At 54.5% G+C, this 26,717-nt stretch carries 27 protein-coding genes and 2 pseudogenes; 8 read left to right on the top strand and 21 right to left on the bottom strand.

Annotated features, from left to right (window positions below):
* Window positions 1-1,229: 1,229 nt before the first annotated feature.
* From KRAC_RS63815 to KRAC_RS80250, 3 genes and pseudogenes are all read right to left on the bottom strand, one after another.
* Window positions 1,230-1,604 (bottom strand): annotated as a pseudogene (locus KRAC_RS63815) (helix-turn-helix domain-containing protein); the annotation flags it as partial.
* Window positions 1,564-1,967 (bottom strand): annotated as a pseudogene (locus KRAC_RS80255) (hypothetical protein). The pseudogenes KRAC_RS63815 and KRAC_RS80255, both read right to left, overlap by 41 nt.
* Before the next feature lie 14 nt (window positions 1,968-1,981).
* Window positions 1,982-2,296, bottom strand: a complete 315-nt coding sequence (locus KRAC_RS80250) for an NUDIX domain-containing protein (protein ID WP_075164556.1) — start codon at window positions 2,294-2,296, stop codon at window positions 1,982-1,984.
* Window positions 2,297-2,319: 23 nt separating this feature from the next.
* Here KRAC_RS80250 and KRAC_RS44760 point away from each other — a divergent pair, with 23 nt between their 5' ends.
* The 3 genes from KRAC_RS44760 (at window position 2,320) to mshB (ending at window position 4,584) form a co-directional block, all read left to right on the top strand.
* Window positions 2,320-2,880 (top strand): DinB family protein, encoded by a 561-nt coding sequence (locus KRAC_RS44760; protein ID WP_007918738.1) that lies wholly within the window; start codon window positions 2,320-2,322, stop codon window positions 2,878-2,880.
* Between the two features lie 87 nt (window positions 2,881-2,967).
* Window positions 2,968-3,660: a dienelactone hydrolase family protein gene (locus KRAC_RS44755; RefSeq protein ID WP_007918736.1), complete on the top strand. Its 693-nt coding sequence runs from the start codon at window positions 2,968-2,970 to the stop codon at window positions 3,658-3,660.
* Window positions 3,661-3,708: 48 nt separating this feature from the next.
* Window positions 3,709-4,584 carry an N-acetyl-1-D-myo-inositol-2-amino-2-deoxy-alpha-D-glucopyranoside deacetylase gene (gene mshB, locus KRAC_RS44750; protein ID WP_007918735.1) on the top strand — a complete coding sequence of 292 codons (876 nt, stop codon included), beginning with the start codon at window positions 3,709-3,711 and terminating at the stop codon, window positions 4,582-4,584.
* Between the two features lie 167 nt (window positions 4,585-4,751).
* Here the strand turns inward: mshB and KRAC_RS44745 are convergent, their stop codons facing one another.
* From KRAC_RS44745 to KRAC_RS44710, 9 genes are all read right to left on the bottom strand, one after another.
* The gene (locus tag KRAC_RS44745; RefSeq protein WP_007918732.1) at window positions 4,752-6,647 is read right to left on the bottom strand and encodes an ABC transporter ATP-binding protein; all 1,896 of its coding nucleotides are present in this window, start codon (window positions 6,645-6,647) and stop codon (window positions 4,752-4,754) included.
* Entirely contained in the window at window positions 6,637-6,768 is a 132-nt protein-coding gene (locus tag KRAC_RS78775) for a hypothetical protein (RefSeq protein WP_007918729.1), read from the bottom strand. The genes KRAC_RS44745 and KRAC_RS78775 overlap by 11 nt, the downstream gene beginning before the upstream one ends.
* A gap of 64 nt (window positions 6,769-6,832) precedes the next feature.
* Window positions 6,833-7,897, bottom strand: a complete 1,065-nt coding sequence (locus KRAC_RS44740) for an RRXRR domain-containing protein (protein WP_052569158.1) — start codon at window positions 7,895-7,897, stop codon at window positions 6,833-6,835.
* A 497-nt stretch (window positions 7,898-8,394) separates the two neighbouring features.
* Window positions 8,395-9,105, bottom strand: coding sequence for an urease accessory protein UreG (gene ureG / locus KRAC_RS44735; RefSeq protein WP_007918725.1), 711 nt, complete (start codon window positions 9,103-9,105; stop codon window positions 8,395-8,397).
* A 65-nt stretch (window positions 9,106-9,170) separates the two neighbouring features.
* Window positions 9,171-10,895, bottom strand: a complete 1,725-nt coding sequence (gene ureC, locus KRAC_RS44730) for an urease subunit alpha (RefSeq protein WP_007918724.1) — start codon at window positions 10,893-10,895, stop codon at window positions 9,171-9,173.
* Window positions 10,892-11,242, bottom strand: coding sequence for an urease subunit beta (locus KRAC_RS44725; protein ID WP_007918715.1), 351 nt, complete (start codon window positions 11,240-11,242; stop codon window positions 10,892-10,894). The genes ureC and KRAC_RS44725 overlap by 4 nt, the downstream gene beginning before the upstream one ends.
* 7 nt (window positions 11,243-11,249) lie before the next feature.
* Window positions 11,250-11,555 carry an urease subunit gamma gene (locus tag KRAC_RS44720; protein ID WP_007918713.1) on the bottom strand — a complete coding sequence of 102 codons (306 nt, stop codon included), beginning with the start codon at window positions 11,553-11,555 and terminating at the stop codon, window positions 11,250-11,252.
* Between the two features lie 18 nt (window positions 11,556-11,573).
* Window positions 11,574-12,557 carry an urease accessory protein UreD gene (locus tag KRAC_RS63805; protein WP_007918711.1) on the bottom strand — a complete coding sequence of 328 codons (984 nt, stop codon included), beginning with the start codon at window positions 12,555-12,557 and terminating at the stop codon, window positions 11,574-11,576.
* 167 nt (window positions 12,558-12,724) lie between these two features.
* Window positions 12,725-13,435 carry an urease accessory protein UreF gene (locus KRAC_RS44710; protein WP_007918710.1) on the bottom strand — a complete coding sequence of 237 codons (711 nt, stop codon included), beginning with the start codon at window positions 13,433-13,435 and terminating at the stop codon, window positions 12,725-12,727.
* Between the two features lie 226 nt (window positions 13,436-13,661).
* Between KRAC_RS44710 and KRAC_RS44705 the strand changes: the two genes are divergently transcribed.
* The 5 genes from KRAC_RS44705 to cobS all read left to right on the top strand — a co-directional run bounded on the left by KRAC_RS44705 (window position 13,662) and on the right by cobS (window position 18,192).
* A complete protein-coding gene (locus KRAC_RS44705; RefSeq protein ID WP_007918707.1) occupies window positions 13,662-14,207 on the top strand; it encodes an RNA polymerase sigma factor in 546 nt (181 codons plus the stop codon).
* Window positions 14,200-15,693 (top strand): outer membrane protein assembly factor BamB family protein, encoded by a 1,494-nt coding sequence (locus KRAC_RS44700; RefSeq protein ID WP_007918705.1) that lies wholly within the window; start codon window positions 14,200-14,202, stop codon window positions 15,691-15,693. Before KRAC_RS44705 ends, KRAC_RS44700 begins: the two co-directional genes overlap by 8 nt.
* 80 nt (window positions 15,694-15,773) lie before the next feature.
* The gene (locus tag KRAC_RS44695; RefSeq protein WP_007918703.1) at window positions 15,774-16,247 is read left to right on the top strand and encodes an MGMT family protein; all 474 of its coding nucleotides are present in this window, start codon (window positions 15,774-15,776) and stop codon (window positions 16,245-16,247) included.
* A gap of 157 nt (window positions 16,248-16,404) precedes the next feature.
* Window positions 16,405-17,100, top strand: a complete 696-nt coding sequence (locus tag KRAC_RS44690) for a histidine phosphatase family protein (RefSeq protein ID WP_083815098.1) — start codon at window positions 16,405-16,407, stop codon at window positions 17,098-17,100.
* Between the two features lie 129 nt (window positions 17,101-17,229).
* Window positions 17,230-18,192: an adenosylcobinamide-GDP ribazoletransferase gene (cobS, locus tag KRAC_RS44685; RefSeq protein ID WP_007918700.1), complete on the top strand. Its 963-nt coding sequence runs from the start codon at window positions 17,230-17,232 to the stop codon at window positions 18,190-18,192.
* Window positions 18,193-18,271: 79 nt separating this feature from the next.
* Here the strand turns inward: cobS and KRAC_RS44680 are convergent, their stop codons facing one another.
* From KRAC_RS44680 to KRAC_RS44640, 9 genes are all read right to left on the bottom strand, one after another.
* Window positions 18,272-18,889: a class I SAM-dependent DNA methyltransferase gene (locus KRAC_RS44680; RefSeq protein WP_040447166.1), complete on the bottom strand. Its 618-nt coding sequence runs from the start codon at window positions 18,887-18,889 to the stop codon at window positions 18,272-18,274.
* Window positions 18,890-19,031: 142 nt separating this feature from the next.
* Window positions 19,032-19,751 carry an MBL fold metallo-hydrolase gene (locus KRAC_RS44675; RefSeq protein WP_007918697.1) on the bottom strand — a complete coding sequence of 240 codons (720 nt, stop codon included), beginning with the start codon at window positions 19,749-19,751 and terminating at the stop codon, window positions 19,032-19,034.
* Window positions 19,752-19,868: 117 nt separating this feature from the next.
* The gene (locus KRAC_RS44670; RefSeq protein ID WP_007918695.1) at window positions 19,869-20,456 is read right to left on the bottom strand and encodes a TetR/AcrR family transcriptional regulator; all 588 of its coding nucleotides are present in this window, start codon (window positions 20,454-20,456) and stop codon (window positions 19,869-19,871) included.
* Window positions 20,457-20,526: 70 nt separating this feature from the next.
* Window positions 20,527-21,699 carry an acyltransferase family protein gene (locus KRAC_RS44665; protein ID WP_007918693.1) on the bottom strand — a complete coding sequence of 391 codons (1,173 nt, stop codon included), beginning with the start codon at window positions 21,697-21,699 and terminating at the stop codon, window positions 20,527-20,529.
* An 86-nt stretch (window positions 21,700-21,785) separates the two neighbouring features.
* Window positions 21,786-22,100 carry a hypothetical protein gene (locus KRAC_RS44660; RefSeq protein WP_007918692.1) on the bottom strand — a complete coding sequence of 105 codons (315 nt, stop codon included), beginning with the start codon at window positions 22,098-22,100 and terminating at the stop codon, window positions 21,786-21,788.
* Window positions 22,101-22,121: 21 nt separating this feature from the next.
* Window positions 22,122-22,817: a hypothetical protein gene (locus KRAC_RS44655; RefSeq protein WP_007918690.1), complete on the bottom strand. Its 696-nt coding sequence runs from the start codon at window positions 22,815-22,817 to the stop codon at window positions 22,122-22,124.
* On the bottom strand, window positions 22,814-23,710 hold the full coding sequence (locus tag KRAC_RS44650; RefSeq protein ID WP_007918689.1) for an ABC transporter ATP-binding protein: 897 nt from the start codon (window positions 23,708-23,710) through the stop codon (window positions 22,814-22,816). Before KRAC_RS44650 ends, KRAC_RS44655 begins: the two co-directional genes overlap by 4 nt.
* Complete coding sequence (locus KRAC_RS44645; protein WP_007918688.1) at window positions 23,707-24,078, bottom strand: GntR family transcriptional regulator; 372 nt, start codon at window positions 24,076-24,078, stop codon at window positions 23,707-23,709. The genes KRAC_RS44650 and KRAC_RS44645 overlap by 4 nt, the downstream gene beginning before the upstream one ends.
* A 154-nt stretch (window positions 24,079-24,232) precedes the next feature.
* Entirely contained in the window at window positions 24,233-26,689 is a 2,457-nt protein-coding gene (locus KRAC_RS44640) for a beta-mannosidase (RefSeq protein ID WP_007918687.1), read from the bottom strand.
* Between the last annotated feature and the right edge of the window lie 28 nt (window positions 26,690-26,717).

Here is a 26,717-nt window from a genome sequence, read left to right as displayed (position 1 = left end):
TAGCATCCGGCTCTCCAGCTTCTGGGAGTTTTCAGGTTTGGCTCTTCGCATTTCGCGTCCCTTGCCTTTCCGCTCCCATATAACCTGTTGCCCTTCCCCATGTCTCGGACATTACTCCAAGCCTTTGAGGTAGGGTAAGAGGCCAAGTCCCGATTACTCGGGAGCATCAACCCCTCCCCTCCGAACTTAACGTGCACCCTTTCGATGCATGAAGCTCTCCAGAGGCCCGTGTCTTTTCAACACCGCTCCCATAGCGGTCTTATGACACATCCATGTCAACCGCCACTTTTGAGTCTGGCCTCCTGCGACCCTTTGTCTCCCACATGGGGAAACTCCTATGGCCGCTCCGTTACCCTGCTCCTTACGGAGTTTAGGCAATCCCTCAGTTCCATCAAATGTCTCAGTCTGTACGTAGGTGCCCATTTCGTCATTTCCCTCTCCGTGAGGGCTGGCTCCAACGAGAGCTTGCAGAGAAAATAGTACCGTTCCCCTGCACGTTGGACACAGGCGATTATCCCGTTCCTGTGGGCTGCCGCATTTCCGCCGTGACTTGGATTCAGCCAATCAAGACTTCACCATATACAGCTTCACTTGACTTCCCTCTGGCTCCTGGGACTGGAGCTTCACCAGCATTTTGCACGACATGCTATTTTCCCCTCACGCCTTTCGGGTGAAGGTGTCCCCGCTCTCGTAAGAGAGCGAGTAAGTCGCTGTGTTACTCACCTTGCTCTAGTGAGCTTACCCCGACGGGTAAGAGAGACATTTGTGACACAAAGGCGCACTACTATGGCAACTCCGTCGCCATGAGACTCGCGTCTTTTAGGCGATCCCGCTTTTGCGCAAAGAGAACGTTGAGTGTGTTTAGGTGCCCGTATGTTTCCTATCGGGTTCATTACCCGCTGCTCACTGGAGAGAGTGTTTCCATCATCTGGATCCCCTATGATGTATTCTCAGTGTCATCCCTTTGGGCATGGTGGGATGGATGCGCATTTCATCGCACGGAAACGTAGGTTCAACAATTGGCCAGTTTCGCCTCTCCCCCTAGCGGGGCTTCATGCACACAGGACTTGCGAGACTCTATCATACATGCCTTCTGATATTTCTCGCTTTATGAGCATGCTACAGTCGCCTTTGGGTTTCCCCTCCGGGTTAGCTCTTGTCCTAGAGGTTTTCACTCTCGACCTCTCCTGTCTGTGACAGGTATTACTCTCTGCACCGACACGGCGCACGATCCACATGCGATGATCCCCCAACTCGAATTGATCGTTGGCAAGGTAAAAGGAGGGTTTGCTTTTTTTCTTGCGCTTGAACTTGGGGCGTCTGGCTTTGCCTTCAAAAAACGCGATGAAGGCTTTTCCCAGATCGAGAAAGGGCTGATCTGAGGCGTTCTTCGTCACCTCCCATGTCCAGGGGAATTGAGAGCGCCGGAGCTCGTTGAATTGCTTCTTGAGTTTCAAGGCGGTGGGTTTTTCTCCGGCCTCATACTGCCGATTCCACTCAGCAAGCGCCCAATTCCACACAAACCGGCTGGTTCCTGCGGCTCTTGCAAAGTAATTGGCTTGCTCAGGCGTGGGATGCAGTCTGATCTTGTGTGTCTTGATCATCCTTGATATCCTTTCCCAGAGCTGCTGCTCGAATCAGGTTTTTGTGCAAACGCAGGCCAGGAAGCCGTGCCGAGAACCCAGTCACAATGGCGATCACATCCCGCACCAGTTCTTCTTCAAGGGAGCACGTTTCGCCAGTGATCACCCTGATGTGGGTTCCATACCGCAGACAGACGCAATCACCAATCCCGGCTCTCAAGAAATCAACCCGCGATACTGCAAGGAGTGTTCATGCGTGTAGTAGCACCGATTTGTTGGGCGATGATACGCGGGAAAGATGCTTTTCCGATCCCATTATTGCAGGGTGTTGACTGATGGTCCAATCAGTTTCCTAAATTCTTTTGTTTGAAACATACGTTCCATACATGCATTTTAACCTATTTTCCTCGCTTTTTCAATACTGTTGAAATCTCTTTTCGTGCAATCATCGAAGACCTGCAACAAGCTAGCCCACAGACCCATAGCAATGGGCCAACCTTAGCCTCACACCCTACTTCTTCGGAGACTTCTCGTTGAACAGCCTGATCAAGTGTCTCTCCGGCTTCTTGTCCGCCTGTTGGGAAACTATACAAGATTCCTTGCTCAAAAGGAGAGTTGAGCAGGGTGAAAATATGTGATAAACTTACAAATTGTAAGGTCGCAAGAGAGCGCTTATGGAAAGTGCTGACCAATAATGATATAGAACGCGGCATTGTAGGCCGCGGGAGGATTTGTAATGCCACAGTTTGATTTTACTGCGCTCCGCGAGGGCAAGACCACCTACGCGGACATGGTTGCCGAGGTTAGCTATAAGGATCTGCAAAACTATATCGAGCAGGCCTTTGAGACCGTTGAGACCATCCTCAAGGACACGACGGATGCCGCGGTGAATTTTGTTCCTAATGATCCCAAGGCGACTGAGGACGGTGAACGTGGCTGGACCATCAGTCACATCGTGGCGCATTTGACTGCAGGCTTTGAAGAGAATGCTTCGGCCTCCTCTATTCTTGCGCGCGGCCTGGCTCTTGAGGCACGCCTGCACGCTGAGACCCCCTGGGAAACCCTGAAGACCGCGGACCAGGTGCGCGCCCGCCTCAATGAGAGCCGCCGCATGAGCCTGGCTTATCTCTCCGCCTGGCCTGACCAGCCCAATCTGGCAACGACCATCACGCGTATCCCCGCCTTTGGCCCAATGAATGCCATTGGTGTTGGTATGCTTGGCTTCTTCCACGCACAGATGCACTATGAGCAACTGCGTGAAACGCTGAAGCGGGCTGCCGAAAGCGTGAACGCATAAGTTATAGTAGATGGTGTGAAATGCCTGCGCATTTTACACCATCTACTATAATCCCATGAAGCACATGTTATAAGGAGCGTAACAGTTATGGTACAGACGCAAGATGTGTCTTTCTCCTCGGGGAAGCGCCAGGTACAGGGTTACCTGGCGCGACCGGAGGGCGAGGGTCCTTTTCCCGGCGTGATTGTGATCCATGAGATCTTTGGCATGAATGAGAACATTCGGGATATTGCGCGCCGCTTCGCGGATGTGGGATATGCCGCCCTGGCCGTGGATCTGTTCTCCGGGCGCAATCGCACGGTGTGTATGTTCCGCTTTATGGGGCAGATGTTTCTCAAGTCGCTCAACAATGAGAGCCTGAACGATTTAAAGGGCTCGCTTACCTACCTGACGGAGCAGCCGGGGATAGATGACTCACGCGTGGGCGCGATTGGTTTCTGCATGGGTGGTGGTTTTGCGATTGCCTGGGCCTGCACCGATGAGCGCCTCAAGGTCGTCGCTCCCTTTTATGCCGCCAATCCCAGGCCCCTGGACGCAGTCAAGCGTGCCTGTCCAGTGGTGGGCTCCTATCCAGAAAAGGACTTTACAGCTTCTCAGGGACACAAGCTTGAGCAAGCCCTGGAGCAGTATACCATTCCCCATGATATCAAAATCTATCCCGAGGCAAAGCACTCCTTCTTTAATGACCAGGGGCGTATGTATCACGCCGAGGCGTCCGAGGATGCCTGGCAGAGGGTGATGACGTTCTTTGAAGCGCAGATTGGGCCAGTCTCCGTATAGATATTAATTGATATTGAAGTTTCACTGATAGTTGAGAAAGAGATCATTATGACACAGACGCCTCTGACTTTTATGGCTGTTCATGCTCATCCCGATGATGAGGTATTTGGCACGGGCGGCACATTTGCTATGCTCGCGGCCCGGGGTGTGCGCACCGCCCTGGTAACGTCAAACCTGGGCGAAGAGGGCGAGATCGTTGATCCCGAACTGGATGAGGCCGCGAAGCAGGCGATGTTCCCGCGCCTGGCTGAGGTGCGTCGGCAGGAGCTTCAGGGCGCGGTTGAGGCTCTCAATATTCAGGAACTGCGCCTGCTCGGCTATCGCGATTCGGGCATGGCTGGCCGTCCTTCTAATAATCATCCTGATTGTTTCCATCGAGCTGTGTTTGACGAGGCCGTCGGGCGCTTGGTGGCGATTATTCGTGAGCTGAAGCCGCAGGTGATCGCGACCTACGATGCCTTTGGTGGCTATGGTCATCCCGATCACTTGCAGGCGCATCGCGTGGCCCTGGCGGCCTTCGATGCCGCGGCCGATCCTCGTTGTTATCCCGATATCCCTGGTGCCTGGCAGTCCTTGAAGCTCTACTACACAGCGATGTCGCGCTCGATGATCCAGCAGGCGGTGAAGCAGATGCGCGAGAGTGGCGCCGATGGCCCCTGGAATAATCCAGAGATGAATATGGACCGTATGGGCACGCCAGATGAACTTATCTCTACCTGTGTTGATGTGCGCCCACATATCGAACAGAAGATTCAAGCCTTACGTGCGCATAGAACGCAGATCGCGCCCGATAACTTCTTCTTTACCCTGCCTCCAGAGCAGCGTGAACTTGCTCTGGGGTATGAATACTTCACCCTGGCGCGTGATCTAACGGATCGCCGTCCTGGTCTCTATGAGCAGGATATGTTCACAGGCATTCTCTAACTTTATCCATGCTTACTCCTTCTGAAAAACAATGCCTTTTCCTCGCGGTGAGGCATTAAGGCGATGAACTGTTTTACGGGAGAAACAGTGATGCAGTTTCTCCACCAGCACCACTAGCAGTGTCGCTGGTGGAGAAACATCTAACCGGAATGATCTATCTTTTGCTCTTACCGATACGCCTCCGCCTGCAAATTGAACAGCTCGGCGTAGCGGCCATCAAGCGCGAGCAGCTCAGCGTGTGAGCCGCTTTCTTTGAGCACGCCCTCCTCGATCACAAAGATACGATCGGCCAGGCGCACGGTGCTGAAACGGTGGCTGATGAAAATGGCTGTCTTCCCCTCGGTCAGCAGGCGGAACTTGGTGAAGATCTCATACTCGGCATGGGCGTCGAGCGAGCTGGTTGGCTCGTCGAGGACAAGAATCGGCGCATTGCGCATAAAGGCACGTGCCAGAGCCACCTTCTGCCATTCGCCCCCGCTGAGCTGAGTACCATCCTTAAACCAGCGACCCAACATGGTCGCGTAGCCATCGTGCAGTTTTGTAATGACCGCATTAGCCCCACTCTTGCCTGCGGCCCGCTCCACCAGTTCCAAATTCTCAATTTCATCGATCTGGCCCACGCCGATATTCTCGCGCGCGCTCATATAATATGTTACATAATCCTGGAAGATCACACCCACCACGCTCCGCAGCTCTTCAATATCGTACTCGCGGATATCGCGCCCGCCAATCAAGATTTGACCCGCGTCCGGATCGTAGAGGCGCGTCAGCAGCTTCACTAGCGTGGTCTTACCAGCTCCGTTTCGCCCTACTAGCGCGATAGCCTCGCCAGCCTTGATGGCAAAGCTGACATTTTTTAAGGCAGCCTCGGTCTCAGGATCTTTGCCAGGATAGGTGAAGCTGACATTGCGGAACTCCACAGCCAGCCCGGGCGAGTTGGAATCGCGCTGCAAGGCATTTGGTTGGGCAGGTGAGACAATGCGCGGCTGATATTCCAAGAATTGGTAGAGGGTGTCCACAAAAAGATTGCTCTCATAGATCCCTGAGAGATCGCCGAGAATCCCCTGGAAGCTTGAACCAACCTGTATGATCGCTTGCGTATACATGGTCAGGCTACCAATGCTGATCGCACCGATCACTGCCCGCAAGGCCACATAGATATAGATGGCCGAATTTGCCACGGCTGAGAGACTGCTCCAGGCAAAACTGGCCAGATAGCGCCGCACAACGATGCGTTTATCTTCTTGGTACAACGTCTCAGCCAGATCTTTAAATTGATTAATGAAAAAGTGTCCCAGGCTGAAGAGCTTGATCTCTTTATTATAGGTGTCAGTAGTCATCAGGCGGTTCAAGTACATCATGCGCCGCCGCTCTGGTGACTGACGACGCATCTTTTTATAGCCCCGCCAACCATAGCGCGTGCTGGAAATAAAAGAGGGAATCGGCATAAGCAGGGCAATCACCGCCAGCCACCAGGTTAGGTTGAGCAGCAGGAAGAGCATAGAGAAGAGCGTCACCAGCGTCTTGGCGAAATCGAAAAGCTGCGAGATTATCGACATCGGCTTATAGCTCGATTCGTCGGAGGCATTGCGCAGCTTATCATAAAATTCCGCATCCTCAAAAAAGGCCAGGTCAAGTGTATTGGCTTTCTCCAGGATCATTGCCTGCACGCGATTGCTCACGCGCTCCTGCAAAAGCTGTTGCGCAATATTGCTCAAGGTACTCAAAAGGTTCTGCCCCAAACCCACGACCATCTGTGCCCCCACAAAAAACCAGACCATGCCCAGCGTGTGCGTGCGACTAAACGCGGCAGTGATCACACTATCGACCACGCCCCGCGTAATCCAGACGCTCAACGCAGGCAAAAAGCCACTGGCAAAGCTGATCAGCGCCATAATGATCGTGAGCAAAGGGCTGGTAGACCATACCAGACGAATCACTCTCGGCAATTGCGTAAAGGCTAGAAAAACTCTGCTTAACTGAAATGTATCGTCGTTTTGCTCTTTGGGTTGCTTCCCTTTTGGTGTTTGGGGAGGCTGCCGTCCGTTCCCATTACTCGACATGGACAAGGGTGCCTTTCTCGCTGGAGGTAATCACAATGCATTGCTCTCCTATTAATGGGGTTTGAGTACGAATGAAGTGGGAAAGCGAAAAGGGCAGTTGTGTAGCATCGGTATTCTGCATAGGTTGCATCCTTTGTAGATCTACTCTTACTCATCGGATCTCCACAGGCGTTCCTTAGTTGGGGCTAGGAAGAGTGGCTTCCCTTGCCCTTTGACGATGTGCGCTTTCCTCTGAGCAACCAGGAGCGCCAAGACAGCCAGGTCAAGACTCGACAGGTCTCCACTTTCGCTGCTTGGGTGAGTCGTGTGTTCGTTCTGTATTCGTGCAAGCTGATGGTGTTTCGCTTGCGGTCAACTCCGCCGACGGTACAGCGTCCGTATTTCTTGTGCTCGACAAGGGTTCCCCGTTTCACGCCCAATGAGCGGGTTCCCCCATAGGGCTTGCGCACGCCTCCCTTTGACGCTTGCAAACGATGGAGTTGGCGACGATGCAAGATGGCTGGCACCATGTACCACAGACGGGTGCAGGTGGGGTGCTCCGCCCCACTGATCGATGCTGCGAGCACCCAACTATCCACCGCATGCGACTCAAAGGACTGCTTCGACTTGCTCTTCGTCTTTTTGAGGCCATGCTGCTCTCGAAGTTCCTTCGTCTGCCAGCCCTCGCGCAGATGCAGGGTGAGTCCCATCGCTCGCAAGAGTCGGTAGAGATGCTCCTTCCCCACTTGGACAGGACTAAAGGAGCCGTTCCATGTGCCCCCTTTGCCCTTGCGTGTCACCGCCTGCACATCTTCTACCACCACATCCGTGAATGGAAGGATGGTCCGCAAGTGCGCAACAATCCTGGCTTTGGCTTCCCATCGACTTCTCGTTGAGGGGGGAATGCGCTGCATGCGGTTGAGACGGTTGTGAAAGCGCTTGGGCCTGCGCCACTTGCGCTGCCGTCTGGCCCTGCGCATCGTGCGCCTGGTCTGAACCGCACCTTTGACATGATCGGGTGCTTCCACCATCAAGTTGAGCACGGTGTCTTTGGTGCCAACCACGCTCAAACCCTCAAACTTCGACCCAGGATCGACCCCTGCGACGAGGGATTGGTTGTCTGGTTCCTGTTCGTAGCTCAGTTGGACGTAAAACAGCCCGAGCTTGTTGCGCTTGGGTCGTGCGTTGCCGCTTTTGAGCAAGTGGCGTGCTTTGGCTGGTGTGCATGGCATGAGCGCCATCCCGCGTATATCGACAACAGGTATTCGCATAAGGGATTGCCCTTCTCCTGGTCCAGGCCAGGGTGATATGACCCTTCGTGGTGGCATGAGAGGCGTAGCTACGAGTGTATCCGTAGCATCAGCTTCGGCGTGGCTAGGAGTGGTACGGATTAGGGTGGCGTCCGTGGACATCCTTGTGGCCCCTCACGCTGCTGTCTGTTCCGAAAAACAAAGCCCACTAGTCCAAGAATCGCGTTGCTCTAGCCGTTTGAGCAAGCCCCCACATTCAATGTGGGGGTTCTTGACTTCTCTTGAAAGCTCTTACCTTCTGTCTAAGCATACGGTAGACTGGAGCATATCGCAACTTTTTAGCTGATGAGTTAATTAGAAGTTAATTGGAGAATGGAGAACGATGACACACGTTATGGATCTAGGGGCTTTGCAGGCTGAGGGACTGAAATATTGGAAATGAGTTGGTTTCTATGAGTATGGTTGGCGAGCGTACGCTCGCCAACCATACTCATAGAAACCAGACACAACTTTTTTATTTAGGCGTGCATGTGTTCGTGTGAGTGACTGTGGCTATGCGCCATACCCGAAGGGGCTGAACTGGTGGTGAGCAGGGTGCGGCGTTGCTCCAATGGCGCGCTCATCTGCTGCTCAAGCCAGGCGATGAGTTCAGATAGACCAGTCCCGACTTGCATGTTGGTGAAGATAAAGGGGCGCTCGCCACGCTGCTTGGTGGCGTCGCGACGCATGACCTCAAGCGAGGCCCCGACAAAGGGAGCAAGGTCTATTTTATTGATAACAAGGAGATCCGAGCGGCAGATGCCGGGTCCGCCCTTGCGTGGAATCTTGTCGCCGCCTGAGACATCGATGACATAGATGGAGACATCGACCAGTTCGGGGCTGAAGGCCGCGGCCAGGTTATCGCCACCGCTCTCGACGAAGATCAGTTCCAGCCCTGGCAGGGACTCCTCCAACTCTTCAATAGCCTCCAGATTCATCGAGGCATCCTCACGGATGGCGGCATGGGGGCAGCCCCCGGTTTCGACGCCGCGCACGCGCTCGGGTGGCAGTGTACCCTGGCGCAGAAGGAACTCGGCATCCTCTTTGGTGTAGATATCATTGGTGACGACGGCCAGGTTGTGACGCGGCCAGAGCATTTTGCTGAGGCGGTCTATGAGCGCGGTTTTGCCGCAGCCAACTGGCCCGGCAATACCGATGCGAAAGGCGCGAGGGTTTGTGGTTTGTGACATGGTGCCACTTCCTTTCTTAACGCTTCAGGTTATCTATTTCCATTGTAATCCTGGTGTTATAGAAATTAAAACAGGAAGTAGCGCTGGGCCATAGGGAGCTCGGTCGCGGGTTCGCAGGTGAGGAGTTCTCCGTCGGCGCGTACTTCGTAGGTTTCGGGATCGACCTCGATGGTGGGCATGGCGGCGTTGTGGAGCATGTCGGCCTTGCCAATGGTCCGGCAGTTCTGGACCGCGACAGCTTGTTTGCGCAGGCCGAGCTTGTGAGGCAGGTCTGCCTCGATGGCGGCCTGAGAGGTAAAGGTCAGGCTGGTAGCGGCGGTGGCTCCGCCGAAGGAGCCGAACATGGGTCGATACATGACAGGTTGCGGCGTCGGAATCGAGGCGTTGGCGTCGCCCATCGCACCCCAGGCGATAAAGCCGCCCTTGATGATCAGTTCAGGCTTGACGCCAAAGAAGGCGGGCCTCCAGAGCACGAGGTCTGCCAGCTTACCCGCCTCGATGGAGCCAACATGCCTGGCGATGCCATGCGTGATGGCCGGGTTGATGGTGTACTTGGCGACATAGCGCTTGACGCGGAAGTTGTCGTTGCGCTCCGAGTCCTCTAGCAGATGTCCGCGCTGCTGCTTCATCTTATGTGCCGTCTGCCAGGTGCGCAGGATGACTTCGCCCACGCGCCCCATGGCCTGGGAGTCGCTAGAGATCATGCTGAAGACTCCCAGGTCGTGCAGAATGTCCTCGGCGGCGATGGTCTCAGGCCGTATGCGGCTCTCGGCGAAGGCCACATCTTCGGGAACCTGGGGATTCAAGTGGTGGCAGACCATGAGCATATCCAGGTGTTCCGCGATAGTATTAACCGTGTAGGGGCGCGTCGGGTTTGTGGAAGAGGGCAATATATAGGGATACGAGGCGATGCGGATGATGTCAGGGGCATGTCCACCGCCCGCGCCCTCGGTGTGATAGGTATGGATGGCGCGCCCGGCGATGGCGGCGATGGTATTCTCGACGAAGCCAGCCTCGTTGATGGTATCGGTATGGATCGCGACCTGGATATCATACTGATCGGCGACGCGCAGGCAGGTATCGATGGTGGCGGGCGTCGTTCCCCAGTCCTCGTGCAGTTTGAGACCACAGGCCCCGGCCCGGATCTGCTCGCTGAGCGGCTCCGTCGTCGATGTGTTGCCCTTGCCGAGAAAGCCCAGGTTGACCGGCCAGGCCTCTGCCGCCTGGAGCATACGTGCCAGGTTCCAGGCCCCCGGCGTACAAGTTGTAGCGTTTGTGCCAGTCGCGGGACCAGTGCCGCCACCAAGCATGGTCGTGATGCCGCTGGAGATAGCCTCGTAGATCTGCTGGGGCGCGATAAAGTGGATATGGCTATCGATACCACCCGCTGTGACGAGCATATTCTCGCCCGCGATAACCTCGGTTGAGGCGCCAACGACCAGCTCGGGATCGACCCCGGCCATAGTATCGGGATTTCCGGCCTTGCCGACCTTGACAATGCGCCCATCTTTGACGCCGATATCACCTTTGACGATGCCCCAGTGGTCGATGATCAGGGCGTTAGTGATGACCAGGTCTAGCGTGCCATTGACTCCTTCACGCGTGGCGCGGCTACTCTGGCCCATGCCATCGCGGATAACCTTGCCTCCGCCGAAGGTAATCTCGTCGCCATAGGTGGTGAAATCTTGCTCTACCTCGATGACCAGGTCGGTATCGGCCAGGCGCACGCGGTCGCCCACGGTTGGGCCATAGAGGTCGACATAGGTCTGGCGTGGAATGTGCAGACTCATAGGGCGCTCTCTCCTTTCTCTGTAGGTGCTTCTGGGGCCAGGGGACCATTGACACGCCCAGAGTGTCCATATACAATGCGTGCCCCGGCGAAGGGGACAAGCGTGACAACCTTTTCGTCGCCTGGCTCGAAGCGTACCGCTGTGCCTGCGGGAATATTCAGGCGCATGCCATAGGCCGTGGCTCGCTCAAACTGGAGGGCGGAGTTGACCTCGTAGAAATGGAAGTGGCTACCGACCTGGACGGGGCGGTCGCCTGTATGCGTTACCTGGAGGTCGACGATAGTGCGCCCTGCATTAGCCAGAATATCGCCTGCCTCGTCGTCAAGAAAATATTCACCCGGTTTCATGTGTACTCTACTCCTGAATGGGGTCGTGAAGCGTCACCAGTTTGGTGCCGTCGGGGAAGGTAGCCTCGACCTGGACGTCAGTAATCATCTCCGCGATGCCATCCATCACATCTTCGCGGCGCAGAATGGTTGTTCCAAACGTCATAATCTCGGCGACGCTACGACCGTCGCGTGCCGCCTCCATAATCTCAGCCGTCAGAATAGCCATAGCCTCGGGATAGTTTAGCTTGAGGCCGCGCTGCTGGCGTTTGCGTGCCAGCTCGGCGGCTACAAAAATCAAGAGTTTCTCCTGTTCGCGTTGCGTTAGTTGCAAGATAAGCTCCTTTTCTACTTAATAGGTTTTGCGTGGCATGGTGGCGCTTCTGCCGTAGAGGGCGGTGCGTGCCTTGTACCAGAAGTTTGGTAGCTGCTGTTGGAGGGTGCGGCCCTGCTTGCTAAGTGCGCGAATGACCAGGCCATGCGCGGGGAGCGTGCTTACGCCCCAGAGCGTCTCTTGAGAGCTGATTTCCTGGGCCATTTCTGCCAGTTCGCGCTCCAGTTGTGTCCAGCGACTGGCGTCAAGGTCCACACGGCAGATATAAAAGGTACAGAAATGGGTGTAGGGTCCCAGGCGTGTGGACGAGGTAAGGGGTCGCAGAGCTGGTTCCAGATGGGAGCGCTCGCAGGCTATCAGGCGTTCGGGTGCGTAAATATCCAGGTCCAGGAAGAGCTGTTGATAGGCGAAGTGCTCCTCGCTGCGTCCAGGCGCTACGATCTCCCAATAGAAGAGGCCCGCGTCCTGGGCCAGCTCGATGCGTGTTACTTGTTGATAGCGAGAGCCAGCAAAAGGTATCAGGGGATCGGGCAGGTATTCGAGCAGGGCATGCTCGCCGACTCGAAGCAGGGTGTTCTGGCGAGCCAGGGGATCACCGGGACGACTGCGATAGAGGCGTGTGGCGCTCGTCGAGGTAAGCTGCGCATAGGCGCCCGCCTCCAGGGTTGCGTGTAGCTCCAACTGATCGCCGCCCAGGACCCCACCCGAGAGATTGTGCAGGTGGACTAGCGCGCCACCCTCCGGCAGAGGAAAGGCGCGAATCACGCGTAGCGGCGGGCGCTGTTGCTCAACGCGTAGGCGCGTTCCTGTGTGGGCCTCGGAGTGCGTGAAGCGCAGATGAAGCGCTCCCCGCACGTCTGGTCTAAACTGAGCAGGTTCCGGCCGAGTGTGATTGATTTGATTTTCAGACTCTGTATGAAGCATAGTAGCCAAAGCAATCCAGGCAAATAGAGAGAACTCTCGTTGAGACGCGGTACGCTCCGCCTGAGGCAAGACCCACACGATCTTCCTCACTTCCTCCACGCGATGAACGGCGGTTGATCTGGACGCTCACGGGCGTCTATAGCAGGCAGGCATGAGGTTGGTAGGCTCTGCAATGAGCTATCTTCGGCACTGATTTTCGAATCGATCACACTTACAGGTATATCGAGGTGTGATCGATAGCTTTTTTAGCTGATAAAGAGCCGGGTGGTAAGGGTTGGATGGCGCATGCTCGCCAGATCCAGCAGGAAGGTAAAGCTAGCCACCTCATCCAGGGAGGTGTGAGCGATACGTTCTCCAACCTCGACCAGGATGGGCTTGAGATGCCAGATAATGCTGCTGGCCTGATTCTGCCCAACGGGTAGCAGGCGTTGGCAGGCATAGACCAGGCTGGTCAGGGTTTGTTGTAGGTAGGCCAGCACCAGGGTTCCTTCCTCTATCTCCAGCATACCACCAGCCAGGCCAAATGCTGTGCAGTAATGGGCTTCGCTCTGAGCTGACTTTGCCAGGCGTAGCGCCTGCGCCAGGAGTTCGCCCCGATCGCTTTCCTGAGCTAGTAACTGGACGAGCTGGAGGAAGCGCCGTCCCAGAGTGATGCTGGCAGTACGGGCCTCGCGCGCGCTTTTGAAAGCACTTAGACGCGTATTGAGTACTTGCCAGGAAGGTGCGAAATCAGCAGGCGAGAGCTTGCTAAGGCAGCAAGCTTCGCGGCAGAAGACGCCCTCCAGCGGCCCACTCTCTTGCATATAGTCAGAGAAGAAAGTGAAAAGCTGTTCGCTGGTGAGATGTCCATCGTCGGCGAGCGTCTCCAGGCCATAGGAGTGCGCGGTACTGCCGATGGGAAGGGCGCTATCGGCTAGCTGTAGTAGTTGTAGGAGCTGAAGATCCTGGCTATGCACCAAGCGCGACCTACTTTCTTTCTAAATTATCAGGGGTTAAGGAGAGTGTACTGTGTAGAATGCCTAAATACAAGGAAAGAGTACTAGCGGACAATTACATCGGCTTCTGCCCCAAAGTGATGAACGAGGTCAGCGCGTGAAAGAAAAAGAATTGAAACGTTTCTCTTTACTCAACGATTTACAGGTGAGGTCTTAAATAAAGCAGACGTAAAGGAGCAGGACATAGTTGTGGGAACAGCGAATGATATTTGAGGAATCACCCATTGCGGATCTCTACGAGCGCTTTGCACCGACTGTGCTTAAGTATATTCGTCGTAATGTCGTCACAAGGGAGCAGGCCGAGGATGTGTTGCTGGATGTGTTTGTGGCGGCTTTAGAGAAGCAAGACTTTGCGCGCCTGGGTGAGCAACAACAACTGGCCTGGCTACGGCGGGTTGCGCATAACAAATTTATTGACACTCAACGGCGTGCGCTTCGGCATCCTCTACTTCCGCTAGAGATGGTTGAAGGCATGCTTACTGATGATGAACTTGCTCCTGAGCAGGTTGTGTTGCGCCAGGAGGCGCATGAGCTTCTAAAAATACGCCTGGCTGCCCTTCCAGTGGCCCAGCGTGAGGTATTACGCCTGCGCTTCGCGGGTGGCCTGCGTTGTGCGGAAATTGGCCAAAGGATCAACAAGAGCGAGGGCGCGGTGCGCATTATACTCTCGCGTACGCTCAATCTCCTTCGTAGCATCTACACAAAAAATAGTGAGGAGGCAGGCAATGAATAGACGTGAAGAACTGTTTCGGCCAGAGGAGGTCGATGAGCGTGTGGATGAACTTGCCTGGGGGCCGCGCCAGCAGGCTGGAGCGCCTGCCAATGCCGCGCTCGTGAAAGACCTCTATCGCGTTCACGAGGAGGAGCAAGAAGAGAACGCGATATTGGAAACAGTGCGAGCTCGCCTGGCGAAGCATGTCGAAGGGCAAGCCCACTCAGAATCTGAGGGAGATGTCGTCATTCAAGATACTCAATTAGTAATATCCAGGCTGCCTCTTAAGCGAGAGGTACCTGCACGGCGTCCTTTCACGCGCTTCGCGACGCTTGTGGCCTCGCTTCTCTTTGTCATCGTGCTTGTAGGAAGTATGCTGGCCATTTTCACGCTTGCACCTGCACATCAGCCTGCTAACCTGTCTTCCAGAAGCATCTATGTTGGTGGCGCTGGTATCATCTATCGCGCGGACGCGCAGACCGGGAAAATCCAATGGAGCTATCCGCTGACGATTTTGAAGCTGAAAGATAGCGAGTCATCACAGAGTGTTACGCATTTAATCGTAGCGGATAATAACGTCTATGTGCTAATGGATGATCCTGTACATGCAAAAATCCAGTATCCTGGCCCTGATCATATTGTGCTGGCCCTGGATGCAAAGACTGGTAAGAAGCGCTGGTCCTATGAAGCCAATAACGCGGAAGAGAGTGGTATTCGTGACCTGGCTCTGGTGGATGGAACGCTCTATGCGACTGTGATAAACGCCAATTCCACCAAGATCTATGCTTTTAATCCTGTCAATGGCACAAAACGGGAAGTATATCGTATTGATAAAGGGTCAGGCTCCTATATCACGGGCGAGAACAACATCCTCTACATAGCTGCTGCTGATGGCCTACGCGCGATCAATTCAACAGACGGGACACAACTCTGGTATGTACCCAGTCCAGATACTAATCCAGACTTGGTCTGGAGTCGCCCTCATGTCCATAATGGTGTGCTCTCTATCACCCTATCTAATAATGAAAAAGGCTATGTATACGCCTTCAACGCGAAGAAAGGAAATTTCCTTTGGAAATCAGAACAGACACATGGCCTCGTGATGGATCTTATAGTCACTAACAACGCGGTATACTTTGGTTCCCAGGATCGGTGGTTCTATGCCTATGACTTACAGACAGGAAAGCAGCTCTGGAAACACCAGGTTGGTTCTGCCTCAGAGGCTCCAGTATGGGATGGCAAGACAATCTATGTCCCGGTTAGTGACGATATCAACTCGTTTTATGGGATAAAGGCCTTGAACGCCACGGATGGGCATGAAATCTGGAGAGCCGGTACACCTGGCGGTCCCAGCCAACCAGTCGTCGCCAATAATATGGTCTATACCCTCAACTCTGGCATCTTCGTCTTCAATGCCAAAAGCGGTGCTCTCCTCTGGAAAGCTTCCGTTCCTTCATTGCCTGATGGAGCCCCTGCCATAGTAGAGATAATACAAGTGGCCCCATAATTCTTACACTTGCATCGGTGAGGGTGATTGCGGTACTATGCGTTTTGAGCTTACAAGAATTACGCAAAAGGAAGTGTGATATGGTACAGAATTCTGCTTCGACGCCGGAGTCGGTAGCGCTGTTGAAGGCGCGGGTCTTTGCCCTGGTGGAGGCTTGCCCGGCGGGGCGCGTGACGACCTATGGCTGGATTGGCAAGGCGCTGGGCTATCCACGCGGGGCGCGCATGATTGGCTGGATCATGAATGACGCGCATGAGGAGGTGCCCGCTCAGCGCGTGGTGAATAGCAAGGGCGAGCTGAGCGGAAGCTGGGCCTTTGGGCAGAAAGGGCGCATGCGCGAGCTATTGGAGGCTGAGGGCATTGAATTTTCCGGGGAGGACCGCGTGGACATCAAACGCTACGGCTGGGATCCCTCGCGTGACCTGGATGCGGAGGAGCTACAGCAGATTGTGAGCGCCGCCACCCCCGACAGCGGCGGCTCCAGCAAGCGCCTGCTCTTTCTCCTGCAAAACGATCCAGCCTCACCCTTGCGCGAGGAGCTACGCGGAGAGTAGCCCGCTACTGGCGTACGCAGCTACTGATTATGGAGGGACCATGCTAGCATGGTTTTGCCATGGGAGCTGATCACTGCTGCCCTTGGGAAAAGTCCAAGCCAGCTTGGTCCCTACAATTTGGTAGATGCTCTAATGATTGCGTATATTAAGGGGGGAGATGATGGTTGGTGATGTGAGTCTGGAAGAGTTGAGGATGTTGCGTAGACCGTTTCGATTGTGGCTGGTGCGGCATGGGGTGACGCAGTGGAGCGTGGAGAAGCGTTATTGTGGCTGGAGTGACCCGCCGCTCGTATCAGAAGGAGAGGAACAGGCTCGCTGGCTGGCGCAGCGTTTCAAGGGAAAGGTTATTGCAAAAATTTATAGTAGCGATACCCAGCGTGCCGTGCAGACAGCCGAGATCATCAGCCGGAGCGTACCAGGATCGATGACCATAGAGCAGGCGCTAGAGTGGCGAGAGATGCACTTTGGTGCCTGGGAGGGTCTGACCTATGAAGGGATTATGGCTAATGCCTCGGAGCAACCAGGTTTTTTTCGTGATCCGGTGGGCGAGGCGCCGCCAGGTGGGGAGAGCTTTGAGCAATTGGTCACGCGTGTGCGCAAGGGTCTGCGCAAAACATTTATGGATGTGAATGTTGGGGTTGGAGGGCAGGGGGAGGAACAGGCTCACTATGTGCTCGTAAGTCATGGCGGTCCATTGCGTGTGCTGTTTTGTCTCCTGCTGGCATCTCCCGTGGAGCGCCAGTGGCAGTTTCGCCTGGACCCTGGTTCGCTGAGCGCTATTGACCTCTTTCCCGGTCAGAAAGAGGGTGAGCCGCTAGCAGCCATACTGGTGCTTCTGAATGAGCAGCGGTAACTAGGTGATCAGAAAAGAGGGGAGGTGCAGGAGGGTCTCCCTCCTGCCGGGGTGTGGGGTGTCCCCCACAAATTCCCTTTCCTCATTTGAGATGTTCCAGTATAACGGTAAAAGGAGCGCAGTCAGAGTATGGAGAATGAGCCAACACCACATAGTATGCCAACTGAGCGGGACTCAGGGTCCTGGCGACCAGGAGGAACGAGCTATGGTAGCGTGAGCAGGGGGCGGCAAGCGCCGGGAGCTCAATCCCCGCGCGGACCAAAGTGGCGACCATCGCTATCCCCAACAAATACTTCATTAGGTGAGCAGTATGCCGAGTTCGTCGCGGCAGTACAGTTCCTCTCCGTATTGCCAGTACCTTCGAGGTCTGGGCGAGCGCCGCAGAGCACGCAGGACGCTAGCACAAGCAGTCAGACAAGGATTGGCGCCGCCTATTTTCCTATAGTCGGGTTAATATTTAGCCTGCTCTTATGGCTGGTCACCTGGATATTGGGCTTTCGTCTGCCGCACCTGGCGTTGACCGCATTGTGTGTCGTCGGGCTGGTGATCCTGACGGGTGGGCTACACCTGGATGGCTTGATGGACTCGTGCGATGGGTTACTGGGAGGGAGGACGCGTGAGCGCAAACTGGAGATCATGCGCGATAGTCGCGTAGGTAGCTTTGGTGTCCTGGGGGGCATCTGCGCACTGCTTCTCAAGTGGGCCTTTTTGGGGAGCATCTCGGGCGCGCACCTGGTGCCCTCGCTCATGTTGACACTGGTTCTGGGGCGTTGGGCCATGCTACTCGCTCTGTATGTTTTCCCCAATGCGCGCACGAGTGGTCTGGGTGTCAGCTATAGGCAGGTGGTTACACGCGGACAGGTGTTGCAGGCAGGAGTTATCTCGTTGGTGATCGCGCTGATAGTGGGCGCCTGGCTGGCCTCGGGGCTGGGTCTGCTCATAGGCCTGCTAATCTGGGTGTGTGCTGGTATCTGTGCCCTTCTGTTTGGCAACTGGATAAACGCGCAGATAGGCGGCCTGACAGGCGACAGCTATGGCGCGATTGAGGAGTTCACCGAGGTTGTGCTGCTCCTTGTATTGGCGCTATTCTAAACGATATATGCTAATGGACCTATTGATAAATGAGGCGAAGAGTGGATCTGGTACACTTCTGAATCTGGGCTATGTACGATCACGATCGCCTTCGAGATTGAGCAAGCCAGACTGTTCGTCCACCAGCAGTAGGGTCTTCGACAGCATGTGCCACAACATCGAAGCCGAATTGATCAAGCAACATCTGGTATTCCGCTGGATCGAGGCTGGCATGGTAGAGTGATTCTCCCCGATACTCACCAATCGCCTCGCCGTGCCGTGGACCCGTATTGAACATTATGAAAGCGGAAGGGGCTGCGTGGGCGGCGAACACGTTGAACATTTTTCGCTGATCATCGGACTTGAGGAAGAAAAAGCTGTCCCAACCGAGAATGCCGTCAAATCGTCGGTGAAGCGTGACTGCCCGCATATCCGACACAATCCACTCCTGCTCCGGCATGCGCCTGCGACAGAGCGCGATGAGCGTCGGAGAGGTATCGACACCAGTGACACGAAGTCCATGCTGCACGAGATTGTGAGCGACAGGCATTCCTGACCCACATCCAAGATCAAGAATAGTTGCGCCTTCAGTCAGGCATTTGACGAACCGATCATGCCAACCCTTGTCATTCCATTTTCTGCTATTGCGATCAGCATCCCATTCAAGAGCGTATCGCTCATATATCTCAGGGATCTGTTCGGCGAGATGCTTTGTCATGGTCTGTAGTATAAGCGTTCGCTCATTTCCTCGCAAGTACTTGTGGTAAATTGGCTGAAGGTTCGACCAAAAGTGCTGGGTCAAGAACCTCTGTGTCAAACCTTCACCTGATTTTCGGCGGTTTAGCCTGTTTCGTCCAGGCTTAAGAGAACTTACTGGCAAAGGCTTTAATGATGCTGGCGGCATTGCCGATCAGTGGTTGGCCGTGGCCGAGGCAGATGGTCGCGACATTTAGTTCAGCAACTTTATGGATTGAGCGTTTGGCCTCGGCTATATCGGGAGTCGCTGCAACCATGGGTAGGAGGAAACGACCCAGGGGGGAGCGCATCATAACATCCCCTCCAAAGAGAATACCGCGCTCCGCGTGCCAGAAGCCGCACTGGCCTGGGCTATGTCCCGCCAGGTCCACAACCTCCAGGCCGGGAAGCACCTCGTCGAGTCGATCACCCTCCTTAAGTTCGTAGTCCACCGGAACAGCTACGGTATGGCGTAGTTTGGGTATCACCCAGGCATCATAGACGAGGCGGTCAAAGGCGCCTAGCTTCGCCTTTGAGGGATGCAAGGGTCTCTTCTCGCCACGAATGACCGCGCTCTCATAGCGATGGTGGGCGTAGACCTGGGTGCTAGTTGCCTCCTTGAGGGCGGCCAGGCTGCCATAGTGATCCCAGTGGGCGTGCGTGATAAGAATGCGTTTGACCTGGTTAAGCTGATAACCTGCGTTCTTGAGTTCCTTCTCCATCTGAGGAAGAGAGCCGGGAACTCCCGTATCGACAAGCGTCAGGCCATCGGCGGCCTCGATGACATAGCTGTGGGCGAGGTGTAGACCCTCGATACTAGAAATACCTTGTTGAATGTGTTGCATAGCTACTCTCCTTTGTATTAGTACTGAATGGTACTAATATGTGTGCAAAAAAAAGAGCAAACTTCTTTCTATTTGACAGACTGTCATTTAAAAAGAGGGCCACTTTGGTTTTAGTAATCAGGAGGATTTTAATAGGTGAAGCAGGGCATCGCGTTCTTGCCGGAGTGCTGTGGCGCTCTTCTCGATGCTCGCCACCATCAGGCTCCCTTCAAGCCATGAAATGAACAGAGAAGCAAGGGCTGACGTTGGCAGGTCAGCGCGGACCTCTCCCAGGCGCTTCCCCTCATTCAGGAGTTTCTCAAGACCCTGATTTTGCTGGCTGAAGAACTGGCGCAGACGTTCGCGCAGACGTTCGTTGGCCTTCCCAGCCTCCACCATCAGTGACATAAGAGGGCAACCTCCGACGCACTCGCGCTCGACGAGTTCAGCAATCAACCCATCGGTATACGCTCGTAGCTTCTGTAAAAGTGTGCCGTTCTTGTTTTCAAGTACGCACTGGCGGAAGAGCAGTTGCAGCGAAGCGATATGCTTTTCTAGCACAGCCAGGGCCAGCTCGTCCTTGCTCTGAAAGTGATAGTAGATATTCGATTTGGCAACGCCACTCTGCTTGACCACGTCATCCATACTCGTGGTAGTAAAGCCATGAGCAAGAAATAGCTCGGCCCCTACCTTGATGACCTGGTCACGATTCGATGTGCTTCTCATAGTTAGTACTATACAGTACTAACTATGAGAATGTCAAGGACCAGTAGAAATGATGTGTAGTATGTTATGCTTAGAGGATCTTGCGCGCTAGTGGGAGCTTGCGGAGCAAGTAGGCGCACACTAAACAGAGCGGGATAGAAATGAGCATAGCGAGTGCAAACTTGAGCAGTGGATAGAGGTGCAGACTACCTAACGCATATTCCGCCACGCAGACCAGGATAAGGGCGTGAATGATATAGACTGCGTAGGCTTGCCTACTAAGGAGCTTCCCCAGGTTGCCTTGCCGGTTCATACGCTGGCGGAAGAAGACGAGCAGGCCCATGCTCATGCCAACTCCCATGAGTGCTTCCCAGAGCGCGTAGACAAATGCCTGCCAGTGCAGACCGCCAGCGAAGGTTCCCCAACCACTTAGCAGAGCTGGAAGAAAGAGTATAAGCGTGGAACCGAGCGCAACGCCCAGGCCAATCTTTCCCATTGAGGTTGGAATGTTTTGAAACCAGCCATGTCGAGTGGCCAGCAGACCAATAAGGAAGAGGCCGATATACTGTGGGAAGTTGGAAGGGATAAGATTCACCAACGGGACTGTCCAGCCAAAAGGGAGCCAGAGGCGCACCAGGAAGGTGATAAGCGCCAGGGAGAGTATGAACGCCAGGATAGCGCGATAGGTCAGCGGCTTGCTGATCGCAGTGGCGGGTGTAGAAGTTGTGCGCTTACGAGTCAGCCAGCGCCAGAATACATAGAGGCAGTCAAAGACCAGCAGCGCCTCGACGAACCAGAGCGGTCCAGTGCCAATGGTAGAAACGCCATACTTAAGCAGGAATGACCCGTAGGGCATAGGTGTTCCAGCACCAAGGTAGATGATCAAGGGATTGAGGATGAATGTAAAGATCAGGAGCGGCAGCCCCAGGCGTAGAAACCTGTCTCTGAGAAATGCCTTCGGTCCTTTGCGATTATATGAGCCGGGTGTAAAGTAGCCTGAGATCAGGAAGAAGCAGCCCATGAAGAAAGACTGGTTAAAGAGAACCAGCAGCCCCAGGAGCAAGTTTGTGAGCAGGTCATATGTTGTTTCCCGGTAATACCAGGGACCAGCAATATAGGTGAGCGCAAGATGATGTATGATGACCAGCGTCGTTAGGAAAATGCGTGTATGGTCGACAAAGAAGAGCCGTGGTCGTGCCGTGGCTTCTGATGCGAGCGGCGCTTCAAGTGTATTGGATGTTTCCTGGTCAATCTGGGTTGACATGGTGAGTCCTTTCAAGTAGTGACACTTTAAGCCTATTTTTGCCCAAGTATCAGCCGGTTGTATGCTTTACCTGATGTATGACTTAACTACTCAATTTTATCAATGGCGACGACGGCGATGAGAAAGATGGCAATGGCGGCGATGCCAAAGCCAATCCAGCCCTGTGGTCCTCCCATAAAAACCATAAAGAGGAGGGCAAATGGAATGAGCATGAGCATGGAGGTGATTGCCAGTATAAAGCGGTAGATGTTCCGCATGTCGCGCTTGGGAGCGCGAATCTTCTCATTGGCTACTTTGTCTTGCTTCTGGAAAGAGGACATCTCGTACTCCTGATGTTCGCTTGCTGATTGCATTTCATATGCTCCATAGGAGGAATGATTGGTGTGGCTGAGAGTCGACATAATGCTTTTCCTTTCTGCTATCTAAGCTATAGTTGCTTTACGCAGCAATACATAGGAGATCGAGAGGCAGGCAACGAGCGGCAAAAGGAACCATGAAGCTAGATCAGCGGTGCTCTGATGGGTTAACCAGGCGAAGATGTTACCCCACCAATTGTACTGTGTACAGGCGAAGGAGCCAATTGTGCCAAGTAGTAGCGCCGCACCACTCGTAGCCAGCAGGCCAGTACGACCAGCGCGCTGATAGAGGCTACCGATAATAAAACCTAGAGCATAAAGGGTTGCTAGGGCAATAAAGTACACCCAGAATTGAGCCAGGAACGAGCCATCGCTAACATAGGGCAGGTGGAAGAAGTGCAGCCTCACGCCCCAGCCCCCTGTGAGATCTGCTTCAATGAAGGAGAGTAGAAGCAGCACAATGGCTTCGATTGCGCAAACTGTTATTGCGACTAGCGTTGTCCCCAGAATATAATCTGTGCGGCGCATGGTAAAACCAAGGGCGAAGGAAAAGGTGCGATACACAACGAGCGCGCCAATGATGAGCATATAGATGTAAATGGAGACTAGGCCGCCTGTATAAATGCCCGCATCTGTATGCGCGAACAAACTTATGATCAAGTTGACGGCGAAAGATGGTAACAAAGCCCAGCACCAGGGCGCGAGAAGCCACCAGAACCAGTCTTTGGAGTGTATATGGAGTATAGCTTGCATGCGATTCATAGGACTTCCACAGCCTTTCTTTCGGGTCGCTCGCTCGTGAGGTGCACGATCAATTGTTGCAAAGAGATGGGCGCAAGTTCCAGTCCAAGTGTCTCGGCCTGCCGCCGCGTATCTGTATCCAGGTGCCCGAGGAGAGTGGTCTCGGCAAGCGAGCCAAAGGCTTTGCGCTCAAGTATCTCCCTGCCCGCTGTAAAGGCATCGACCTTTGAGGCTGTTCCAACGATGGTGAAGGCTCGTTCGCGGAGCGCGTCGGCTTCCTCGTCGATAATTAACCGGCCCTGATCGATGACAAGGATATGCTCCAAAATTCGGCTCACCTCGTCGATCAGATGGGTGGAGAGGACAATGGTGCGTGGATGTTCGGCGTAGTCCTCGATCAGTCGATCATAAAACAGGCTGCGTGCTACGGCATCAAGTCCCAGGTATGGTTCATCGAAGATGGTAAGTGGCGCGCGGCTGGCAAGGCCGATAATAATACCCAGGGCGGAATGCATGCCCCTGGAGAGAGCCTTGATGCGGCGTTTCAGAGGCAGACGGAAATCCTCAACCAGGGCGCTGGCGTACTCGCGATCCCAGTTGGGAAAGAACGAGCCGGAGAGGTCTAGCATATCCGCGACACGGAGGCCCTCGGGATACTTCTGGCTCTCCTTAACGAAACATATCTTGCCGAGCACGCGATTATTCTCATAGGGTTGTTCTCCAAAGACCAGTAATTCTCCACTTGTAGCAAAGATCTGGGCTGTGATCATCTGCATAATCGTCGTTTTTCCGGCTCCATTGCGGCCAAGTAGCCCATAGATCTTATTCTCTTCAATAGCGAAACTGACCTGGTCGACCGCCGTGACCTTACCATAGGTCTTGGTTAGCCGTTGGGCCTCAACAACCTTGCTCATCGGCTATGCTCTCCTCTTTGAATCATATTGATTAGTTCTTGTTTAGTGACTCCCAGCTTGTGTGCCTCATGCAGCATAGTCACAATATATTGCTCATAAAAAAGCTCTCTACGTTTACGCATTAATTGCTCGCGAGCGCCGCTTGACACGAACATACCGACACCGCGTTTCTTGTACAAGATACCCTGATCCACCAGAAGGTTGACGCCCTTCGCCGCCGTTGCCGGATTGATCTGGTAGAAGGACGCGAACTGGTTCGTAGAAGGTACCTGTGACTCTTCAGGCAGCTCGCCGCCCAGGATATCGTTCTCGATCCGTTCGGCAATTTGCATGAAGATTGGCCGATTGTCATCGATTATCTGCGACATAACTTACTCACTTAACTGGTTAGTTACTCATGTAACTAACTATGCAACCTTAAAGGGAGAAAGTCAACGGTTTAGAGTAGATCGAGGAAAAAGTTACAACGAAAAAGCCGTGTTGAGGAGCTCCTCAACACGGCTTTTTCGCTATGTGTTCTTGTTATGCGCGAAGCCAGTCGACGTGAACTACGCTGTCATCCTTTAAGCCCTCGGCCTTGACGATGTAGCTCTCCCCTGGGAGGAGATCGAGCATATTGTCGCTCCATTTGACCCCATCCTCGGCTGTGAGCCAGACACCCTTTGCGGGGCGCTGTGTTTGCAGCGAGAGTGTGTCCGGACCCAGGCGTTCCACATGGATGCCGGGTTCGGGCAGGGTGAGGTATTTGAAGGGTTCGGGCCAGATGGTCGCTCGCGCGAGAACCTGGTCTTCCTGAAGCAGACGCGCGCTCAGGACGTGACCTGTCGTGGTCGCAAAGGGGGCCGTTTGCAGCTCGGTCGCCTGATTGGGCGCGAGCGTGTAGGCGTGGTCCTGTTCGTCGATTAGTTCGCCTTCGAGGGTCCACCACTGGAGAGCCAGGTGGACATCGAGAGGCTGCCGGGTGGCGTTGATGGCCCAGACGGCGGCGTGTTGCTTATCGTGCGTGGCGAGGCCGACGGCGATAGGGGCCAACTCGCGGCGCACGCTGTAGTAGGCAGGCTTCGGACGCAGGTAGTAATCGACCATGGCCCAGCTGGTGACGGGCCAGCAGTCATTGATCTGCCAGACCAGGGCGCCTCCGATATACTCTTTGCCCAGTCCCTGCCACTGGCGGCGCCAGCCACGGATACCAGAGCAGAGTGCCTCCGATTGGACAAGTTGGGTGGCGTAGATGTAGCTATCGAGATCGGCCGGATTGCGTACCGTATCGGAGAGGTAAACGGCCAGGCGGCGTGATCCGTCAGAAGCCTTATTATGGTGCTCCAGGGTGCGACTGAGTGGATAGCGCTCCTCTGCTGAGCTAAAGGCTTCAATCGTTGAGCGACCTGGCGTGGCTTGCATACCGAATTCGCTGATGAAACGGCCTCCAAGGCTGGAGTAGTCCTGGTACTTCCTCATAAAACCATGCCAGACATCCCAGACGTGTTGATCACCTACTTCGGGATTATTGCCATTGGTGCCACCATAGGGACTGCCGCGCCAGTAGGGGCGTGAGGGATCGAGGCGCGCGCATACTTCGGGGAGTACGCGTTCATAGAGTTCACGGGCGGAGAATTGAATGGCGGTAAAGTCGCCTTCAAACGCGGCATCATAGTGTCCCTGAGAAGATGCGACCATATAATCTTCGTTATTGCCGCACCAGAGCGCGATACTGGGGTGATGATGCAAGCGCCCAATAGCGGCCTCGGCCTCGGCCCTGACGCTTGCCTGGAACCAGTCTAGCGCGGGATACATGCCACAGGCAAACATAAAGTCCTGCCAGACCAGGATACCCAGTTCATCGCAGGCGTCATAGAAGACATCCTCTTCATAGATACCGCCTCCCCAGACGCGTAGCATGGCCATATTGGCATCCGCCGCCAGTTGCACCCAGGCCCGATAGCGCTCAGGCGAGATGCGCGTTGTCAATGAATCGGCGGGTATCCAGTTCGCGCCCCCACAGAAGATAGGGGTATTGTTGATGGTAAAGAAAAAGGAGTTGCCCGGCTGATCGGAGAAGGGATGCTGGCTTAGCTCCAGGCGGCGTAGTCCTGTGCGTACCTCGCGCTGATCCAGGGGGCTGCCTTGCTCATCGTGAAGCGTTACCACCAGGCGGTAGAGAGGCTGCGCGCCATATCCACGTGGCCACCAGAGTTGTGGCTGGACAAGCTGTAGCTTGGCTTGTAGACGATATTGCCCATGGTCAGGCAGAAGTTCCAGGGCCGTGCCAGGAAGTTCCTGCTCGCCAACGAGCGTATTCTGTGAATCATAGACACTGACACTGCATGAAACATTAGCAGGATCCGTGCCACCAAGCTCAATATCTGTGGTGACAGAGAGTAGAGCGCTTTCTAGATCGGGGCTGACCTCAGTCTGAGACAACACATCGACGATGCGGCTCTTATAGGCGAGCAGCGAGATAGTGCGCCAGGGACCGGCGGTCAGGAGAACTGGACCCCAGTCCCAGCCATAGTGATATTGCGCTTTTCTGACATATAAGCGGCTACTATCGCCGTTCCAAGATACGTGCTTGCCATGTTGGGCTTCTAGAGCTTGACCCAGTCTGAGCGCGGACTCAAAATTGATCAAGAGCTCATTCTGACCGGGGTGGAGCAGGTTAGTGACCTCGACGTGTAGGGGCACAAACATATTGGTGCTGCGCGCGATCTCCATGCCATTGAGCCAGACCGTTGCGTAAGTATCCAGGCCCTCGAACTGTAACACAACATGTTCAGCGGCCTGAACATCATCTATAAGCGTAAAGGAGCAGCGATAGAGCCAGTCACGCTCGCCGATCCACTGAATTTCATTCTCATTAGTACCCTGGAACGGATCGGGAATGCGATTAGCATCGAGCAGGGCCTGGTGGACCGTGCCAGGTACTGATGCGGGAATCCAGTCCTCCTCGCTCGTGCCATCCTTCTCAACAGAGAGAGACATATTCCGTTCTTTCACCAACCAGTTTGTT

The organism is Ktedonobacter racemifer DSM 44963, assembly GCF_000178855.1.
Classification (GTDB): domain Bacteria; phylum Chloroflexota; class Ktedonobacteria; order Ktedonobacterales; family Ktedonobacteraceae; genus Ktedonobacter; species Ktedonobacter racemifer.
The sequence above is the reverse complement of the archived record's forward strand: the minus strand, read 5'-3'. Positions and strand labels throughout refer to the sequence as shown.